An 18,785-nucleotide genomic window follows, 5' to 3' on the forward strand; every position below is an offset into this window, starting at 1 on the left:
AAATTGTAAAAAATTATCCGGCAAACCCCCAAAAATAAATACTAAGACCGATCCCCAGCGGAATTAAATAGAAAGCAAAATACATTAATTTTCCTTTTTTTATAAGTTTAAGTAAAAACCGGAGAGAAAAATAACCTACAACAAAGGCGCTTATCATTCCGGCTATTAGGCTTATGGGGCTTATACCTGCAAGAAGATTATCGGCAGATTTAAGTTCAAGTATAAATGCTGCAAGAATTGCCGGTATTGATAGTAAAAAAGAGAATTCTCCGGCTTTTTCCCTGTCAAGACCTGCAAAAAGAGAGGCTGAAATGGTGCTCCCCGATCGCGATATACCGGGTATAACTCCTATTCCTTGGGCAAGCCCTGTTAATGCTGCCGTAAGGAGATTTAGGTGTTGTACCGATTTGTTGTGTTTTATCTTAGACGATGCGATTAAAAGAAACCCTGTTATGATAAAGCAAAGGGGGATAATACGGATGTCGATATTTTTTACCCAATCCTTTAATAAAAGGCCTATTACGCCTGTTACTGCGGTTGCAAGTATAATGGCAGCAATCATCATAAGATTTTCTTTATCTTCGGGTTTTGACTTTCTTATTATAAAGCGGCCTAAAGTGCAAAAAAGGGCGGCGATTTTTTTTGCAAAAACCGTACAAACCGCTGCAAGGGTGGCTACATGTAAGAGTATGTCAAAGAGGATAGGAAGGCCTTTTTGATTAAAAAAGTATTCTAAAACGGCTAAATGGCCGGAACTTGAAACAGGTAGAAATTCGGCTAAGCCTTGAACCGCCCCTAAAATAATAGCTTGAAAAATAGACATAAAAATTCTCCAATAAAGTTTTTACAAACGGCAGAAACCGATATGGGACTATAGCATAAAAAAAAGAAAAATTCCAGCCGGAAAATATAGACGATTTATTGAAAATTTAATGTGTTATCTTGTTCTTTATTTTATTTTTTGATAGAATAAATGCCCGTAAAACATTTGGAGATATTAAATGACAGATAATATAAGTAAAATACTTAGCGGTTTCTTTTTTAAGGATGTAAACGGTATTTGGACAGGAAGTATAGGCAGGAATAAATTTCTTGTTAGACAAGATAAATTAACCGATCAAGAGCTTGTTCTTAAAACCTCTTGTGCAGTGAGAGGATCAAAGGGCGATTTGTTCGGCTTTTTAGATGAGCAAAAACAAAAAGGAAAGATAAAAAATTTTAATATGGATGAAAATTTATTATCTTTGACCTATGCTTGCGGTGATAACGATTCCGAGTTTGAATTTTTCTTAAAGAATCTTTCAGATATTTTAACCAAATTAGAATCGCAAGATGTTTGCTTTTCATGTAATAAAATAAGAGAAACAAATACTTATAAAATTAAGGACGTTCCAACTCTTTTATGCTCCGAATGTGTAGAAAATTTTAAAACTAAGATGGAAAAAGTAAACAATGAACCGAATAATTATTTAACCGGAGCTTTATGCTGCATCATCGGGGCATTAGCCGGTTCCGTGGCTTGGATTTTAATAGGATATTTCGGTTTTTATGCATCCATTGCTGGATATTTTATAGCCTACTCTGCATTTTACGGTTATAATTTTGGAAAAGGAAAGGCAACCAAGACAGGAGTTATAATAAATATCTTTGCTATAGTTTTCGCCTTGCTTTTTGCCGAATACATAGGCTTATTTTTAGCCGTCAAAAAAGAGGTCAGCTTAGATTTTTTATCTTTTGTAAAATTATCTCCGGTATTTTTTTTCGATTCGGCCTTTATAAAATCTATTCTTCCCAGTCTAGGTCTCGGCTTTTTGTTTGCCGGCTTAGGCTCTTATAGAATCATAAAAGATATGTTTAAAAAGGCAAATGAACTTTCAGATATCTCTATAGAAAGAATTTAATAGCTTCAAAAAACTATATACTTGTCTCCCGATTGTTTTTTTTTGATTTTTTTGCTATTATTTTTGCTTAAAATAAGATTTTGGAGAATGTGAAAATGCTTGATAAGATGCGGAACATAGGAATAATGGCTCATATAGATGCGGGAAAAACCACCACGACCGAGCGTATTTTGTTTTATACGGGAAAAATTCATAAGATAGGCGAAATAGATGACGGTCAAGCAACCATGGACTGGATGGCACAAGAACAGGACAGGGGAATTACTATCCAAAGTGCCGCCACCACTACTTATTGGAAAAACTTTCAGATAAATATAATCGACACTCCCGGGCACGTAGACTTTACGGCCGAGGTAGAACGCTCCTTGCGTGTCTTGGACGGGGCCGTTGCAGTTCTTTGTGCAGTCGGAGGAGTTCAGCCCCAGACCGAAACCGTTTGGCATCAGGCTGACCGTTACAAGGTTCCCCGTATATGCTTTGTAAACAAGATGGACAGAATCGGAGCCGACTTTTTTGCAGTTTTAAAAGACGTGCACGAAAAATTCGGAGTTGAAACCCTGCCCGTTCAAATTCCTATTGGAGCAAGCGACAGCTTTGAAGGAGTTATCGATCTTATTGCAATGAAGGAAATTCACTGGGAAGCCGAAACAGAGGGCGAAAAATATGAGTATACCGCAATAGCCCAAGACCGCCTTGCCTTGGCGGAAGAATGGCGCGAAAAAATGCTCGACGTTATTTCTTCAGCCTCGGACGAAATCACCGAGCTCATCCTTGAAGGAAAAGAAGTTCCCGAAGAGCTTATCAAAAAAGAAATAAGAAAGGCGGTTTTAAATCAAAGCTATATTCCGTTTTTGTGCGGTTCTGCACGAAAGAATATCGGAGTTCAACCTTTAATCGATGCAGTCGTCGACTTTTTGCCCGCCCCAGATGAGGTTCTGCCGGCAGAGGCCTTTAATCCAAAAAAGGAAGAAAAACTCTCGGTTCCTTGCAAGGTAGAAGGGGCTCCCCTAGGCCTCGTATTTAAAATTCAATACGATAAGGATGCAGGAAGCCTTTGCTATGTCCGAATGTACTCGGGTAAAATCAAATCCGGCGATCAAGTTTTTAATACGGGAAAAAAGAAAAGAGAGCGCGTAAACAGAATTTTGCGGATGCACTCAAATAAGTCGGAACAAATGGATTCCGTTCAAGCCGGAGACATCGCCGTTTTTATCGGTTTAAAAATTTCTCAGACAGGAGATACCCTAGGTTCAGAGGGTCAGCCTCTCTTGCTTGAATCCATGCACTTTCCCGAGCCCGTTATTTCCGTTTCGGTAGAACCGAAGAGCTTATCTGAAAGCGACCGTTTAAAAGAGGTCTTGGAAATTCTTTCAAAGGAAGATCCGACCTTTACCAGCCGCGAAGACAGCGAAACCGGACAGCTTATAATTTCAGGCATGGGAGAGCTCCACATAGATGTTCTAACCCGCCGAATGTTAGATGATTTTAAGGTAGAAGCCAGAGTCGGAAACCCTCAGGTTACTTACAGGGAATCTATCACTACCGAAAAAACTCAAACCGAAAAATACAGCAGACAGCTTGGCGGAAAAGACAATGAGGCCGAACTCACCCTTACTGTCCGCCCCCTTGAGCGAGGAAGCGGAAACCGCTTTGTTTCAAAAGTCAAGACCTTTCAAAAATCAGGTTCGGGCGGAACCAATTCTCTCCCCGAAGAGCTTTTAGAAGCCGTTAAGCGTTCTATTGAAGGCTGCTTTAGCTCAGGCATCAAGGCCGGCTATCCTTGTACCGACATCGAGGTAGAACTTGTTTCGGTAAAATATAACGAACTTACGGCAACCCCCTTTGCCTACGAAGCCGCCGCCGCAAAGTGCTTTGATGACGCTTGCAGTGCAGCAGAGCCCGTACTCTTGGAACCGGTAATGGCTGTGGATATTATGAGCCCCAAAGAATTCGTCGGAGATGCCATGAGTCAGATTACCCAAAGGGGAGGCTTAATCTCAAGTATGGATTCAAAGTCAAGTACCGACATTGTACACGCTCAGGCTCCAATGGCAAAAATGTTCGGCTTTTCAACCGACCTCCGTTCGGCCACACAGGGAAGAGCTTCCTTTACAATGAGCTTCAGCCATTTTGAGGTTAAACGGTAGAAATTAGAAAACGTCTTCGGGTTTAAATGTTTTTCGACCATATCTTTTTTTATCTGCAATTTTCTACGCCCAAAACGGATAATTGCAAAACACGCAAGTATATTGAGAGGAATATAAATCTAAAAGAATATATTGAGCCCCGAGTAAAACAAGAAAAATAAAAATATATAAAAAGAGAAGATTTTTAACTTTGGTTTATTTGATATTAAAACATCTTTATATAATTACTACACTTATTATTCTTTCTGCAATCATGTTATGCGATTTGACTTACATAGCCAGTTTTAACTCCGTAATAATTCTAGCCATATTTACAAAATCGTCATCATCATGTAGAAGCGGAATATTATTTTCAATCGCAGTTTCTGCAATCAGCAAATCTATCGTACTACGAATTGTAACACCTTTTCTGCGACAGCGGAAATTCAACAGAGCTGCATTTTCAAAGGATTGAATACCGAGCCTTAGTGAATACAAAGGCACATCAATTAAATAAGATTTCAAAATGGAAAATTCTTTTTCATCCTTTGCACCTTGTAGAATTTCTTGATAAATAAATTCATTTATACAAAAATGTTTTTGTTCTTCAAGTAATTTTTCAAAATATGCCGTACCGACAGTTTCCCTGCCACGAAAAAAATTAATCAGCACGGAAGTATCTACTAAAATCATTGAGAACTCCGCATTGCTTTATAATCATATCCATCGGCAAAATGAATTTTACCCTTTAGGTCGGCAAGACTATGCTGCCGTTTTTCAGTGGGAAATTCAATTGTTTCCATGTATGAAATAACCATTTGTGCCTGCTCATTATCCAGCATTTCAAAATAATCCATCGCTTTTTTTTTAAGAGCTGTTTCTAGCATCAAAAACCTCCTTACAAGAATCATGCCAGCAGCATGCGAGCATAATACCCCTTCGTTCCTTATCTATTATATCATAACAGCCAACGCTTTTCAATCTAACGCAACAAAACTAAAATAACTTTTTCTATCATAATGCGAATCAGACAAACAAATTATTTAATAAGCATTCCAAAACATAATAAAAATAAATACGCAGCCCCATGCATTCTTTGTTATATTTTTAACCATCAACATACCATAAATAATAATAAATATTGATACCATTTCTAAAATATCATTTACTGTAACACCTATTACACCATGCACCAAAATACATAATACTCCGCATGAAATAGCCCCCCAGTTCAGCCATATATTCTTACTTGGATAACGCTCATTTATTTTGTCACTAATCACAACATAATTAAAACCTTCAAAAAAGCCCCAAATTAATGATGTTATTAAAATCCCTATAACATTTACAGGAAATCCGCTTAAAATAATTTCACTTGTAGTCAATATCTTCCGAAAAGGTAAATATATTATAGCCCCATCAATGTAATATGTGTAAATTATATTTGGTATAAAACATAATGAGCATAGGACTATTGATTTTATTAGATTCTCTCGATTAAGTCCATGTATTGAAAATTTTTCTTTTCTTAATAATCTTATTATAGTTATTCCTAATCCTGCTACTCCAAATTGAAAAGATGCTGCTAGTAATAATCGCAGAAGAATATAGATTGATTTATCTTTTAGTATTTTAATAATTACCGATGAAAAACTATTGTATAAAATAATAACAAGCATTGTTGATATAAAAATAATCCATAAATCAATATCCAACTTTTTCGTTATTTCATTTTTTGTATTCATACTTCATACCTCTTAAAGTGATAATAATGTGTGTGCATTGTCTGTCAAACACAACTCGTCCCTCACTATATCAAAAAGCTCAACAATCTTCAATACAAACTAGCACTTACTTTCGCAACATACTCACATATTTCTTTCAGTTTTTCTTCCAAGCCCCATGGCGGATTTGTGATTAAAAGGCCTGAGCCTTGTAAGCCGTATTCATTTTCAGAATCTATCTTGTTTGAAAAATGTTTGACTTCAATGTTTAATATTTTATTGTTCATATCCTTACTGATTCGGTTTTTTAGAGCTCGGCACTCTTCGGTTTTGTGATTCAATATAGGATACCAAATTATAAAGATGCCAATAGGCCATTTTTTACAGACCTTTTCGACAGACTCTGCAATCGCTGTATAATCGGAATCGACTTCATAGCTGGGATCAAATAGGGCAAAGCCGCGGATAGGAAGAGGCGGAGTAAGAGCCCTGACAGCCTCATAGCAATCCCTTTTGTGCACATGAACATTTTCTACACGCTTATAAAGCTCTTTTAATTTTTCAGCTTCAGCAGAATGTAAATCGCATAAAATTAAATTGGATTCCTTTTGTAAAAATGAACGGATGATTTCGGGAGAACCGGCATAAGAGGAATTTTCATCATAGTTTTTTAGGCAAAAATCCAAATAAGCCTTGAAGTCTTCAGGTATCGGAAGAGGAAGTTTTTCTTTTTTATATAAATCTAAAATACGGATTATTCCTTCTTCCGCTTCGCCGGTTTTTAAGCTCCACTCGCTTAAAAGATTATAGAAAGCGCCCCCGGCATTTAAATCAAAGGCCGTAAAAGGTTTTTGTTTTTGGGTGTAGAGGTTTAAAAAAGAAAAGAGAACCGAATGCTTAAAAACATCGGCCTGATTTCCGGCATGGAAACCGTGACGGTAGCTAAGCAAATTTTAGACCCTCTTATTACACCAAACCCCTTTGCGGTAGTGATAAAAAATAACCGTAAATTCTGCAATTTCCGATAGGATATACGAAGTCCACACCATAAATAATGGGAGATGTAAAATATTTACAATTAAAAATAAAAACGGAATCTGAACACACCAACGAGAGCCGAGGCTGGAATAAAGCATAGGCCTTGTATGTCCGGAACCTGAGAAAACAGATGAAAAGCCTAAGCCCGCAGACAAAATTATAAAGGACGGATAAAATATGCGGAGCATAAGGCTTCCTTGTGCGAGCATCTCGGGATCGTCGGGAAAAAAGAAACGCAAAAAGACTTCAGGAATTCCCATAACAATCAACGCAAGAACACCGACTATTGAAGCTGACATAAGCGTTGTTATCTTAGATGTAAGTTTTGCTTCATACACATTGTCCCGTCCAAGGCTTTGACCAACCAAAGTTGCGCCTCCCATATTAAATCCGAACATAGGCATAAAGGCAAATTGTGAGAGTTTTCCGCCGACACCTGCAAGAGCAACGGCATCCGCACCGTAAACGGTTACGAATTTCATAATGGTTACTTGAGCAAATGTGCGCACAAGGGAGTTAATTCCTGAAGGAAGACCTATAAGCAAAAGGTCCAGATCTATTTTTTTATCAAGTCTAAAAAGGCCTCTAAAGCTGATTTTTATCCTACGCCTTCCGCTTAAAAGAATCAAAAATCCGTATAAGAAACTTATAGTTCGGGCTGTTACTGTCGCCAGAGCTGCACCAAAAACACCCATACCTAAACCCGGGATATTTGTTCCGGGAATTATATCAAACATAAGAACAGGATCTAAAACCAAATTTATGATAGTAGATATTATCATAATTTGCAGGGGTGTTTTTGCATCTCCGGTACATCTAAAAATAGTATTTACCGAATATGAAGAAAACATTACAGGAATAAAAAATATTCTAATCCATCCGTATTCTAAAGCGGAATTTAAAACTTCTTGATCCGGAAGAAAAAACCATAGAATCGGTTTTAAAAAAACAGCTAAAAGAAGACCTGACATTACTGCAAGTACAACCTTAAAGCTGATTGTCTGTTCGGCAATGCGCTGAGTTTTTTCCATATCGCCCCGTCCGTAGTTTTGGGCAATCATCGACACGGAGCTGGCTCCTGCTACCTCATTCAAAATAGTAAAAAGCATATAAATTGAAGAAAAGAGGGTAACGCCTGAAAGAGCCGTCTTAGATATCTGCCCTACCCAAACCATATCTACAATGTCATAAAAGTTTTGTAAGCCTACGGAGATCATTGTAGGATAGGCCAATCTCCATAAATTTTTTGATATTGTTTGAGGTTTTAATTTCAGGCCGGTTTCATCACAAAAACATTTTGAATCGGATAGATTCTCCATAGCAACATACTCCTTTATAGACTTTTAAATCGGTAATTTACCAATTTTAAATTATAATTTTTTTGAAGAAAAAAGATTTTTAAAGATTGACGGTTTTATATCTCCATCTTTTTTTAAATTATTTTTTAAGCTTATCTTTCCGCCGGAAAAATTATAGATGTGTTCTTCAGAGGCAACAACTAAAAGAACATCATCTTCTTCAAATTTATACTCGGGATCATCCATAAAGATAAAATCTTCGCTTTCCTTTTTTCGGCGCGCTATAATGTTTACGCTCATGTCCTTTCTTATGTTGGATTCGGCAAGGCTTTTTCCGACATATCTTGTTTCTATCTCGACTTCGGCAAGGGCAAGGTTTTTTGAAATAGGCATAAATTTAAGAAGGAGGTCGGCGGCTAAAATAGGGGTTGTTCTTTTTGCTGCTTCACTGTCGGGATAAATTACTCGAGTAGCCCCTACGGTTTTTAAAAGCCTTCCATGTTCGTCTGATTGGGCACGCACAACAATGTTTGCAATGCCTAAATTTTTTAATATTGTCGTGCTGATTACTGAAAGCTCCACCTTGCGGCCGAAATCTACGATTACTGTATCCACCTTGGAGGGAAGAATTTTGCGTACTGAAAGCTCGCTTATTTCTTCAAGTACAACTGAAGAAGAGGCCTTAGATTTATACATTTCGATAAGGTCTTTATTTTGTTCGATGATGATGACTTCGGCCCCTATTTTTATAAGTTCATCCAGCATTCTTACTCCGAAGGTGCCCAAGCCCATAATTGCAAATTTTTTCATATACTTCACCTACTCTTCATCGCGGGCAACAACATCAAGGCCTATAAGCATATCGGGACTTTCAATATCCAATATTCTTACTCCCTGTGCAGACCTTCCCATAGTACCGACAGAATCTACGCTGATGCGGATAGTTTTGCCTTGACCCGTTATGCAGACAACCTCATCGTCATCAAATACGGTAAGAAGGCCGACAACCTCTCCCGTTTTTTCCGAAAGGGTATAGATACGCTGTCCGCCGGTTCCCCTTCCGTGAGCGGAAAATTCGGAAAACTCTACGCGTTTGCCGTAACCGTTTTCGGTCATAACAAGCATTTTTTGATTTTCAGTTACACGGAGTGCGCCTGTAAGTTCATCCTCGGAAGAAAGCTTTATTCCGGTAACGCCTCTGGACGAGCGCCCCTGTGAACGTATGTCTTCCTCGCTTGTGCGAAGGGCCTGACCTCGTCGAGTAATAAGCATGATTTCGTCCTTGCCGCCTGTAAGAATTGCGCTTACCAGCTTATCGCCCTCATCAAGTTTTATGGCGATTATTCCGCGGGTTTTTGCATTTGCAAAATTATCGGTTGTTACTTTTTTTACAACACCTCCTGCTGTTGCCATCAAAAGATAGGTCTTATCGTCAAATTCTTTTAAGGAAACAACGGCCGTAATTTCTTCATCGGAAGAAACTGAAAGAAGGGATTTTATGTGAGAGCCTCGGCTTGTTCTGCTTGCTTCCTGTATTTCATGCACCTTTAACCAGTAAGCCTTTCCCGCATTTGTGATAAACATAATGTAATCATGGGTTGAGGCCGTAAAAATCTGATCCAAAAAGTCGTCTTCGGCAAGGTTTGCAGAATTGGAACCCTTACCTCCCCTGTTTTGGCTCTTATAGGCTGTGGCAGGAATACGCTTAATATATCCGAGGTGGGAAATTAAAATAACCATCTCTTCTTTTTTGATAAGGTCTTCGATATTGAGCTCTTCAACCTCATCGGCTACTATATCGGTTTTGCGTTCATCTCCAAACTTTTCGGCTATTTCGTTAGTTTCTTCCTTTATTAAGGCTAAAATCTTTTCGGGATGAGCAAGGAGGTCTTTTAAGTGAGCGATTAGAACCTGCAATTCCTGTAACTCTTTTCGGAGGTCTTCGATTTCCAAGCCGGTTAAACGTTTTAGCTGCATATCGACTATGGCCTGAGCTTGAACATCATCAAAGCCGAATCTTTCCATTAAGCCGTTTTTTGCCGTTTGCGGATCGCGGGATGCCCTTATTATTTTGATAACCTCGTCTATGTTGTCGATAGCAACGATGAGGGCTTCTAAGATATGAGCTCTTTCTTCCGCCTTGCGTAAATCGAATTTTGTTCTGCGGGTAACGACATCGACCCTGTGCTCGACAAAGTATTTTACAAGAAGTTTTAAGTTAAGGGTTTCAGGTCTTCCGTTTACCAGAGCAAGGTTTATAACTCCGAATGAGGATTGAAGGGCTGTTTTTGCAAAAAGCTGGTTTAAAACAACCTTTGTAATAGCCCCCCTTTTTAGCTCTATAACAACTCGTAAGCCGGTTCTATCCGAAGTTTCATCGTTTACGTTTGCAATTCCGTCTATAATTTTTTCGCGGGCTAATTCCCCTATACGGGATACGAGGGTGGTTGTGTTTACCTGATAGGGTACTTCGGTAAAGACTATAGTTTCTTTTCCTTTTTTATCAACCTCGATTATAAATTTACCGCGTACCAATATTTTTCCGCGGCCTGTCTTAAAGGCTTGTTTTATTCCCTTTCGGCCGTAAATAACTCCGCCTGTCGGGAAGTCAGGGCCCTTTATATATTTGCAAAGCTCGTCTATTTCGATTTCGGGGTTGTCTATGTAGGCCGAAACCGCAGCGGCTATTTCGCGTAAGTTATGGGGCGGCATATTGGTTGCCATACCGACAGCAATTCCGCTTGAACCGTTTGCAAGCAAGAAGGGGAATTTAGCCGGAAGAACAGTCGGCTCCTTTGTAGAATCGTCAAAGTTCGGAATAAAATCGACTGTTTCTTTTTTTATGTCCTCGACCATGGTTTCGGCGATTTTGGCCATCTTAGCTTCCGTGTATCGGTAAGCTGCGGGCGGGTCGCCTCCTATGGTTCCGAAGTTTCCTTGGGGATAAATAACCGGATAGCGGAGAGAGAAGTCCTGTCCAAGGCGGACGAGGGCATCATAGACCGAAGCGTCGCCGTGCGGGTGGTAACTTCCTAATACATCACCAACAATCTTAGCACACTTTCGGGTAGGGCCTGAGTTACGTAAGCCCTTTTCTTCCATTGAATAAAGGATTCGCCTGTGAACGGGCTTTAGACCGTCCCTTACATCGGGCAGGGCTCGGCTTACGATAACTGACATTGAATAATCTATGTAGGCTCTTTTTACTTCATTTTCGATAGGAATCGGAATTACGGCTCCGCCTTCCTTAGTTTGTATCTCTTCCACGCATTATACTCCTAAATTCGAGGCATTTTAGCATAAAAAAGGGGCTTGGTCAAGGAATGGAGAAATTGTATTAACAACAAGCGAAATGCGAAACGTTGACAAAAAAAAATCTTTTAGGTATACTTTTATCGGAATTAAGGAAAAACAAGAGAGAGTCATTATGCAAAAATTTAAAACTTTTTTTCATCAACAAAATCTAAGGCGGAGTGCGGCAAGGTTGGCAGGGCGAATAGAAATTGTGCTATCCTTTGCAATGCTTATTGGAATTTTAATTCTTTCTATCGAAATTTTCTTTGACATAAAAGAAATGGCTTTTGCATTTATTTATAGTAAAAAAATTCCTTCATTCTCAGAATTCCTTTCATTAATATTTTCTCTTGTAATCGGTCTTGAATTTGTAAACATGCTTATAAAGCATACGCCGGGAAGTGCTCTTGAAGTTGTGCTCTATACTATTGCACGAAAAATTATCGCCGATCACGGCAGTATGCTTGATGCTCTATTGGGTGTTGTTGCTATAGCAATTTTGTTTGCCGTAAAAAAATACCTAAACGAAGGCGGAGAGTACGGCGCAGGAAACGAATGTGATTATATCGTAAACGGCGGCACCAGTATTCACGAGATTAATCATAGGCTGGATTCTGATTTTGATGAAGCATACGGAAACACCGTCGCAGGTTATTTGTTTAACTATCTTAAACAGCAAGGCCGTTCACCCCATCTCGGTTTGGAAGTCGACATAGGAGAATATAAATTCATTATCCATGAAATGGATAATGACTTAATAAGATACATTAAAATTCTTCCTATCAACGAACACAAGGATTAAGCTTTTAATTAAGATTCGGCTATTTATGAGAGCGTATATCCGTCAAAAGAAGTAAAGCTTTCGAGTTAATTATTCGGGGTTAAATAAATAGCTTCAGAATTGTTTAGGTGAGGGAAAGAAACCGTTTTGCGGTCATTTGTATGACCGTTAAATAATATTGTAATGCTGTCATTGGATGTGATAAAAACGACATGGGATTCTTTTGTAAGACAGATAAAACCTCCCTCACATGCGGCAGAGTAATTTGTTGTATAAAATATATTTTTTTGCTGCATATAGTCGGTTACTCCGCTATTTTCGTATCTTGGGCTTCCTGTCCTGATCCAAATTAGACTTTCAGGATACCAAGCCGCTGTTGTAGAAACACCTCCGGCATGTATGCACTGAGAAACATAGTTTGCACAATCATTTTCGTAGGTTTTGTACTTTGGGTTCCAAACAGACATATCACTAGACATATTTAAGGGATTAGATGTGTATTTATTTGCATAGCTGACGGCCGCCGCATTATTGTAATTAATTTTTTTTGAGTCTGTATTGACGTGATATTTTATAAAATCAAACCCGTTTTGCATAATCTCATCGGGTTCAGGCGGTTTTAATGAAAAAGCGTCTATTTTTGTATGATATGTTGCTATTTCAATTTTTATATTTTCAAAACTATCTTTTTCGGTAAATGTTATCTTAAAAATATTGTTTTCAAGTTGCTTTTTACCTATATATTTTTTTAATTCCGTAGTTTTCTTGTTGTATTGATTCAAAGCTTTTTTATTATCTTTAAAATATTCAACAGCATTTTTCATTCCGGCAACAAAGGGAAGCTGATAAACCGAATTAAATTTTAATTTTTTTTCTATTACAACAAAATAAAATTTTTCATTTGGGCCATAATCTTCATCATCAGGTATATAATCATAGACTGAAACATCCAGAATATCATAATATTCCGAGTATAAACTTTCAGCATATTTTTTAAAAAAGAGCTCCTCTTTTGTGTCTTCTTTTTTCGGCTTTGCTTTTACCGTTACATCTTGCTGACCTTCACTTTCTTTAGCTTCTTTAAATTCTTTAATTATCGGATATAGTTTTAAAATTGCAATTATCCAAAGGATAATTATAAAAAGAACAAAAAAAAGTTTAGCCTTATTTATTTTTTTTCCCATGATATAAAACTAAATTATTCTTCCTCTTTTTTATCGAGAATTTGAAATGTCCGCATTGAGGCATCGAGCATTTCCACAATTTCCGGTTCTGCATCATGGGACAAGGTAGCAGCACAGATATAAAGAAGATTGTTGTGCTTAAACAAATAAAAATAATGTTTTGCAATGCCTTTCCCTTCAGGCAATTCTATAATTATTTTTTGGGATTCCAAATTATAATTATTTTCAAATTTTTCTTGCGTTATTACTGTATAAGCGGAGGCAGAGTCATCGGGCCCTTTTTGACCGGAGAAATACTCACTGACTACTTCCTCCATTGAACCGGAAACTTCTTCGGAAACAAAAATCATATTTTGATTATAACCGTTTAAAGAATCACCGCATATTATCTTATACTTCAGCCCGGGATAAGTCATTGTTTCCCAGCCGTCGGGTATTTCAAATGTAAAATCTTTAAAATCATCAATATAATAATCTTGGGATGATAGATAAGGCAAAAATATAAAAACAAGAAAGAACATAGATAAAAATCTTTTCATAAACCGGCTCCTAGGATAAAAACTATACAAAAGATAGAAAAAAATGTCAAGGTTTATTTTTAGCCATTGAAATATCACGGTTAAAAAACACAGCCGAGTTTTAAAATGATACCCTACTTTAATTTATGCTTGCTTTGCGATATAATCCAGACCTGTTTTAAACATTTATGGAGGTTTTTGTGGATATTTTAGATAAGCTGAGGGGCGGTGTCATTATGGACGTAACCAACCCCGAACAGGCAAAGATTGCAGAAAATGCAGGAGCTGTTGCAGTCATGGCCCTCGAAAGGATCCCTGCCGATATAAGGGCAGCCGGAGGGGTCTCAAGAATGAGCGATCCTAAGATGATTAAAGAAATCATGAAGGCTGTAAAAATTCCTGTTATGGCAAAGGTAAGAATTGGTCACTTTGTAGAGGCTTCAATTTTGGAAGCTATCGGTATCGATTTTATTGATGAGTCCGAAGTTCTGTCTCCGGCAGACGAAGTTTATCATGTCGATAAAACCAAATTCAAGGTACCCTTTGTCTGCGGTGCCCGCAATTTGGGGGAAGCCTTACGAAGAATTCAAGAAGGCGCCAAGATGATCCGTACAAAGGGTGAGGCCGGAACAGGAGATGTTATTCAGGCCGTAAAACACATGCGCCAAATTCAAAGCGAAATGCGCCAACTTACAACCCTGCGTGAAGATGAACTATACGTTGCTGCAAAGAATTTTCAAGTTCCATACTCTTTGGTAGAATATGTGCATAAACACGGAAAGCTCCCCGTTCCGAATTTTTCGGCAGGAGGAGTTGCAACCCCCGCAGATGCAGCCTTGATGGTTCACCTCGGTGCTGACGGCGTTTTTGTCGGAAGCGGTATCTTTAAATCGGGTGATCCGGCAAAAAGAGCGGCTGCCATCGTTAAAGCCGTAAAGAATTACGATAAGCCTGCAATCTTAGCAGAAGTTTCAGAAGACCTTGGCCCTGCCATGGTCGGAATCAATGAAGAAGAAATAAAGGTTATAATGAGCGAAAGAGGAATTTAAACCGCTTTACTCAATGCCTAAGCAAAGAGAGGTGTTTTAAAGAGTTTACCTTAAAATTAAAGCACCTCTTTTTACCTTTTATAAGATGCGGACTCCTGCGGAACTTTTAAATTCAAAGAATTTGGGGCTGTCCCCCGTCTTTTCAAAATACCTTTTATGAACCTCAAGATAAAATTCCTCAAAAAAATCTTTTTTTACCAAGGCCAGAATATAGCAGCCTTCGGTGTTTCCGATTAGCTTTGCTCCGCTGCACCCTCTTTGAATAATGGCGGTTTCAAAAAGAATATTTTGTTCGGTGCTCATAAGCTCAAAATCATCCCTCATCGAAATATGGGATTCACAAAGAAGTTTCCCCAGAATATCCATGTCTTCATTCTCTAAAGCTATTACAGCCTTAGCCGTTCTTGCATTTTCGGTAGTACAATGTTTTACCCGCCTAAGAATTGTCTTATCCAAAAAGCTGGGCTGATAGTAAGTATAATCGGCCTCCGTTATTTCGCACAAGTGATCCAAGTCTAATTTGTTTTGTAAAATGCGCAAACCCTCTTCACATTCCATATAGCGGACATTGGAAGACGCTCTATACGTTTCCTTATTTGAATGAGTTCCGATTATTATGATTCCATATTCTCCTAAATTTAAAGGCAGGTTTAAAACAGAAAAATCATTAGAATCAAAAAGACAAATTTCATCCTTTTTTGCCTTAAAACAGGCCATCTGATTGGATAAGCCCCGTTTTGTGTTTAAGATTTTATGTTCGGCCTCAAGACACAGAGAGGCTATAGTTTTAAATTCTTCTTTAAGTTTAAATAGAGATAAAATTCCTGTACAAAAACCCGCTTCAAAGGCCGGCAATGAGGTTTGCCCTGTTTTAAGGCGTATCTCATCGAAAACCAGTATATCAAAACCGCTTACAGGATTTTCAAAATGCTTATTAATTTTTTGTGCCGTTAAAAGAATAATATTGAATATGGAACTTATAGAAATTTCTTGCCGGCTGTCCGGTTTTTGATTTTTGCCGTCTTGTTCTGTTATAAGGCCTTCAATTTTTTTATTTATGACTAAATCCGTCAAAGAAATTTTATCCGTATTATTTTTTTTAATAAAAAAATAAATAGACTTATCAAAGCATAAATTTAAAACATTGCCGCCGTTATAATCCAATTCCTCCCCCATGAGAATCAAACTAAGAGGAGAGGCTATTAAAATTCCATCTTCCGGTGAAGCACCATAAACCTCATCAAAAAGTTTTTTAAGTTCAAGTTTTAATTCACCTTCGCCCATGTTTTCCAAATTCTTTATATCCGCATTAAAATTCATACAACACCTCTAATCTTTATCGGCAATAAAGCTATTAAAACAAAAGCCATTGTCTTTTTTAAAAAAAAATATTATTCTCATACCTATGGCAAATCCAAAACTTTTTAGAACAATCGACAGGGCTGTTTTTGATTATAATATGATAGAAGAGGGCGACCGTGTTCTGCTTGCTGCCTCAGGCGGAAAGGACTCTACAGCCCTAGCCGAGTATTTTTCGATGCGCTTAAAACGCCCCTCGCCTAGATTTGAAGTTCATGCTATGCACATAGCAACCGATGTAGCCCCTCCCCTTTCTCCGGATTTGATAAAAATGTTTGAAAACTGGAATATTCCGCTCACAATAAAAACCGTTTCGGTTTTGGGAAGATTAAAACCTAATGAAAAGATGAATTGCTGGTGGTGTTCAACTCAAAGGCGCACCGAACTGAATAAATTTGCTATGGAGAAAGGTTTTAATAAGATAGCCTTGGGGCATCACTTGGACGATATTTTGGAAACCCTTTTGATGAATTCCTTAGAAAAGGGCATTTTATCTACAATGCCGCCTGTATTAAAATTCGAAAAATATCCGGTTACAATGATAAGGCCGCTTTGTCTTGCGGATTTATCTATGATTATCCGCCATGCGGAACAAGCCGGTTATATCTGTTCTACCTGTACTTGCTACTTTCAAGAAAACTCCGCCCGCAAAACAGCCCGTTCAAGGCTCGGCCGGCTGACTGGCGGTTCTTACAAGCTAAAACTGAACCTCTTTAATTCCCTAAAGAATATCTTACCGGAATATCTGCCGTGAGAAAGTTTATACTTGTAAAAATATCTCGCCTATGATAAACTTATAATCATGGAATATGTCATTAAAATAAACTGGGACAATGAAGTCGGGGTATGGATAGCAACAAGCGATGATGTGAGAGGCCTTGTTCTTGAAAGCGGTTCTATTGATGCCCTCATGGAAAGAGTACGATACGCCGTGCCTGAGCTGCTCCAAGAGAATAATCAGCTTCCTCACAGTCAAACCACATTGCACTTTTGTGCCGAAAAATCCGAATTAATGTACGCATAATGGCACAGTATGAAAAAATTGTGAGAGAAATATTGCACAAAAACGGGTGTACTTTTGTAAGGCACGGCAAGGGTGATCATGACATTTGGTATAGTCCAATAAGCGCTTGCCGTTTTACCGTTGATTCAAAAATAAAATCACGTCATACCGCTAATGCTATCATGAAGCAAAGCGGTATAGATCATAAGTTCTAACCTTTATGTAAAGTTACCTTATATCTTCCCTCAATAAGGGCATACTCATACAGCGGGGGCCGCCGCGGCCGCGGGAAAGTTCGCCGCAGGGCATTTCGAGAACTTTTAATCCCTTCTTGTTTAAAATTTCGTTTGTAACATCGTTTCGTTCATAGACGACTATTGTTCCTGGACTTATGCAAAGGGTATTGGAACCGTCATTCCACTGTTCACGCTCGGCTGCTATCTTGTCTCCTCCGGCGCATTGGATGAGCTCAACCTTTCCGGCTCCCGTATATTTTTCAAGAACCTTTTCCAAGGTAGAGTCAATCTGCTTTACATTAAGCTCTCCTTTTTTTGCTCCTCTGGTAATTTCAAAAACTCTTAGAGGTCCTAAAATTCCGGGATGGATAGTAAATTTGTCAAAGTCTATCTGAGTAAAAACCGTATCCAAGTGCATAAAAGCCCTGATTGCCGGAATCTGAAAAGCCAAAATCGTTTTTATGGGGGAATCCGAGTCATAAAAGATATTGTTTGCTATAGAATCTATAGCATTGGCCGATGTTCTCTGTGAAAGGCCTATCGCCAAAACATCTTTACCGATATTTAAAATGTCTCCGCCTTCAATATTGGGAGCATCATATCGGTTATAGAATCTATTTACCTTTCCGGCATATTCAGGGTGATGGTCAAAGATGTACTCACCGTAAATAGTTTCACGGCATCTTGTTACCGAATACATTTTATTTAAGCTTACTCCGTTTCCTATACATGCAAAGGGATCGCGGGTGAAGTATAGGTTTGGCATTGGATTTATAAGCATAGAACCTGAATCCAAAACATAGTGCGAAAGTGAATGAGTGTTCTTTAAAGGTATTTCTTTTACGTTTACTCCTTCCATTGTTTTTAAGATAAGTTCTTTCGGTTCCTTGATTGCATTAAGAAAATCATAGATCATTTTTTGATGATATTCGGAATATACATCAGCCTCGTTAATATATTGTTTTATAAATTTTTCACGGATTTCTGCACTTTGAGATATAGCCTCTGCCGCTAAGTCTTCAAGATAAACGACATCAACTCCATTTTTAGATAGAATATCGGCAAAAGCATCGTGTTCTTTTTGGGCAACCTTCAAAAACGGAATATCATCGAACAAGAGCTCATCAAGTTTATCAGGTGTAAGGTTTAAAAGTTCCTTTCCGGGGCGGTGCAGGAGCACCTTATTTAATTTACCTATTTCGCTTGTAACATTTATGACAGCCATGCAATTCTCCTAAAGTTTAATAATATTGTGGATTGTACAGGATAAAGAC

19 protein-coding genes are annotated in these 18,785 nt (G+C 38.2%); 7 read left to right on the forward strand and 12 right to left on the reverse strand.

Annotated elements, in window-relative coordinates; all coding sequences use genetic code 11:
* Positions 1-13 precede the first annotated feature (13 nt).
* Positions 14-823, reverse strand: a complete 810-nt coding sequence (locus E4N74_RS11485; RefSeq protein WP_255817820.1) for an undecaprenyl-diphosphate phosphatase — start codon at positions 821-823, stop codon at positions 14-16.
* A gap of 178 nt (positions 824-1,001) precedes the next feature.
* Between E4N74_RS11485 and E4N74_RS11490 the strand changes: the two genes are divergently transcribed.
* Positions 1,002-1,901 (forward strand): hypothetical protein, encoded by a 900-nt coding sequence (locus tag E4N74_RS11490; protein WP_255805357.1) that lies wholly within the window; start codon positions 1,002-1,004, stop codon positions 1,899-1,901.
* Positions 1,902-1,996: 95 nt separating this feature from the next.
* Entirely contained in the window at positions 1,997-4,048 is a 2,052-nt protein-coding gene (gene fusA, locus E4N74_RS11495) for an elongation factor G (RefSeq protein ID WP_255805358.1), read from the forward strand.
* A gap of 270 nt (positions 4,049-4,318) precedes the next feature.
* On the opposite strand, the gene vapC is transcribed toward fusA, so the two are convergent.
* The 7 genes from vapC to gyrA all read right to left on the reverse strand — a co-directional run bounded on the left by vapC (position 4,319) and on the right by gyrA (position 11,354).
* Entirely contained in the window at positions 4,319-4,720 is a 402-nt protein-coding gene (vapC, locus tag E4N74_RS11500; protein WP_255805359.1) for a type II toxin-antitoxin system VapC family toxin, read from the reverse strand.
* Positions 4,717-4,914, reverse strand: coding sequence for a hypothetical protein (locus E4N74_RS11505; protein WP_255805360.1), 198 nt, complete (start codon positions 4,912-4,914; stop codon positions 4,717-4,719). Before E4N74_RS11505 ends, vapC begins: the two co-directional genes overlap by 4 nt.
* 156 nt (positions 4,915-5,070) lie before the next feature.
* Positions 5,071-5,772, reverse strand: a complete 702-nt coding sequence (locus E4N74_RS11510; RefSeq protein ID WP_255805361.1) for a hypothetical protein — start codon at positions 5,770-5,772, stop codon at positions 5,071-5,073.
* 89 nt (positions 5,773-5,861) lie between these two features.
* Positions 5,862-6,701, reverse strand: coding sequence for a 23S rRNA (adenine(2030)-N(6))-methyltransferase RlmJ (gene rlmJ, locus E4N74_RS11515; RefSeq protein WP_255805362.1), 840 nt, complete (start codon positions 6,699-6,701; stop codon positions 5,862-5,864).
* Positions 6,702-6,704: 3 nt separating this feature from the next.
* Complete coding sequence (locus E4N74_RS11520; protein ID WP_255805363.1) at positions 6,705-8,108, reverse strand: MATE family efflux transporter; 1,404 nt, start codon at positions 8,106-8,108, stop codon at positions 6,705-6,707.
* A gap of 51 nt (positions 8,109-8,159) precedes the next feature.
* Complete coding sequence (locus E4N74_RS11525) at positions 8,160-8,897, reverse strand: potassium channel family protein (RefSeq protein WP_255817823.1); 738 nt, start codon at positions 8,895-8,897, stop codon at positions 8,160-8,162.
* Positions 8,898-8,906: 9 nt separating this feature from the next.
* Positions 8,907-11,354: a DNA topoisomerase (ATP-hydrolyzing) subunit A gene (gene gyrA / locus E4N74_RS11530; protein ID WP_255817824.1), complete on the reverse strand. Its 2,448-nt coding sequence runs from the start codon at positions 11,352-11,354 to the stop codon at positions 8,907-8,909.
* Positions 11,355-11,514: 160 nt separating this feature from the next.
* Here gyrA and E4N74_RS11535 point away from each other — a divergent pair, with 160 nt between their 5' ends.
* On the forward strand, positions 11,515-12,183 hold the full coding sequence (locus E4N74_RS11535) for an HlyC/CorC family transporter associated domain-containing protein (RefSeq protein ID WP_044979700.1): 669 nt from the start codon (positions 11,515-11,517) through the stop codon (positions 12,181-12,183).
* A gap of 65 nt (positions 12,184-12,248) precedes the next feature.
* Here the strand turns inward: E4N74_RS11535 and E4N74_RS11540 are convergent, their stop codons facing one another.
* The gene (locus E4N74_RS11540; RefSeq protein ID WP_255805366.1) at positions 12,249-13,346 is read right to left on the reverse strand and encodes an amidase domain-containing protein; all 1,098 of its coding nucleotides are present in this window, start codon (positions 13,344-13,346) and stop codon (positions 12,249-12,251) included.
* A gap of 14 nt (positions 13,347-13,360) precedes the next feature.
* The gene (locus E4N74_RS11545; protein WP_255817831.1) at positions 13,361-13,885 is read right to left on the reverse strand and encodes a hypothetical protein; all 525 of its coding nucleotides are present in this window, start codon (positions 13,883-13,885) and stop codon (positions 13,361-13,363) included.
* A 179-nt stretch (positions 13,886-14,064) separates the two neighbouring features.
* Between E4N74_RS11545 and pdxS the strand changes: the two genes are divergently transcribed.
* A complete protein-coding gene (gene pdxS / locus E4N74_RS11550) occupies positions 14,065-14,913 on the forward strand; it encodes a pyridoxal 5'-phosphate synthase lyase subunit PdxS (RefSeq protein WP_144242242.1) in 849 nt (282 codons plus the stop codon).
* A 78-nt stretch (positions 14,914-14,991) separates the two neighbouring features.
* On the opposite strand, the gene E4N74_RS11555 is transcribed toward pdxS, so the two are convergent.
* On the reverse strand, positions 14,992-16,233 hold the full coding sequence (locus tag E4N74_RS11555) for a galactokinase (protein WP_170225381.1): 1,242 nt from the start codon (positions 16,231-16,233) through the stop codon (positions 14,992-14,994).
* 85 nt (positions 16,234-16,318) lie between these two features.
* Between E4N74_RS11555 and E4N74_RS11560 the strand changes: the two genes are divergently transcribed.
* Genes E4N74_RS11560 through E4N74_RS12855 form a run of 3 tightly spaced genes read left to right on the forward strand, consistent with a single transcriptional unit; the run spans position 16,319 to position 17,490 of the window.
* Positions 16,319-17,026, forward strand: a complete 708-nt coding sequence (locus tag E4N74_RS11560) for a tRNA 2-thiocytidine biosynthesis TtcA family protein (protein ID WP_044979701.1) — start codon at positions 16,319-16,321, stop codon at positions 17,024-17,026.
* Between the two features lie 48 nt (positions 17,027-17,074).
* Positions 17,075-17,296 carry a DUF1902 domain-containing protein gene (locus E4N74_RS11565; protein ID WP_255805368.1) on the forward strand — a complete coding sequence of 74 codons (222 nt, stop codon included), beginning with the start codon at positions 17,075-17,077 and terminating at the stop codon, positions 17,294-17,296.
* Positions 17,296-17,490, forward strand: coding sequence for a type II toxin-antitoxin system HicA family toxin (locus tag E4N74_RS12855; protein WP_084224513.1), 195 nt, complete (start codon positions 17,296-17,298; stop codon positions 17,488-17,490). Before E4N74_RS11565 ends, E4N74_RS12855 begins: the two co-directional genes overlap by 1 nt.
* A gap of 13 nt (positions 17,491-17,503) precedes the next feature.
* Here the strand turns inward: E4N74_RS12855 and arcA are convergent, their stop codons facing one another.
* The gene (arcA, locus tag E4N74_RS11570) at positions 17,504-18,736 is read right to left on the reverse strand and encodes an arginine deiminase (protein ID WP_044978305.1); all 1,233 of its coding nucleotides are present in this window, start codon (positions 18,734-18,736) and stop codon (positions 17,504-17,506) included.
* Between the last annotated feature and the right edge of the window lie 49 nt (positions 18,737-18,785).

This window comes from Treponema putidum (assembly GCF_024401155.1).
GTDB classification, from domain to species: domain Bacteria; phylum Spirochaetota; class Spirochaetia; order Treponematales; family Treponemataceae; genus Treponema_B; species Treponema_B putidum.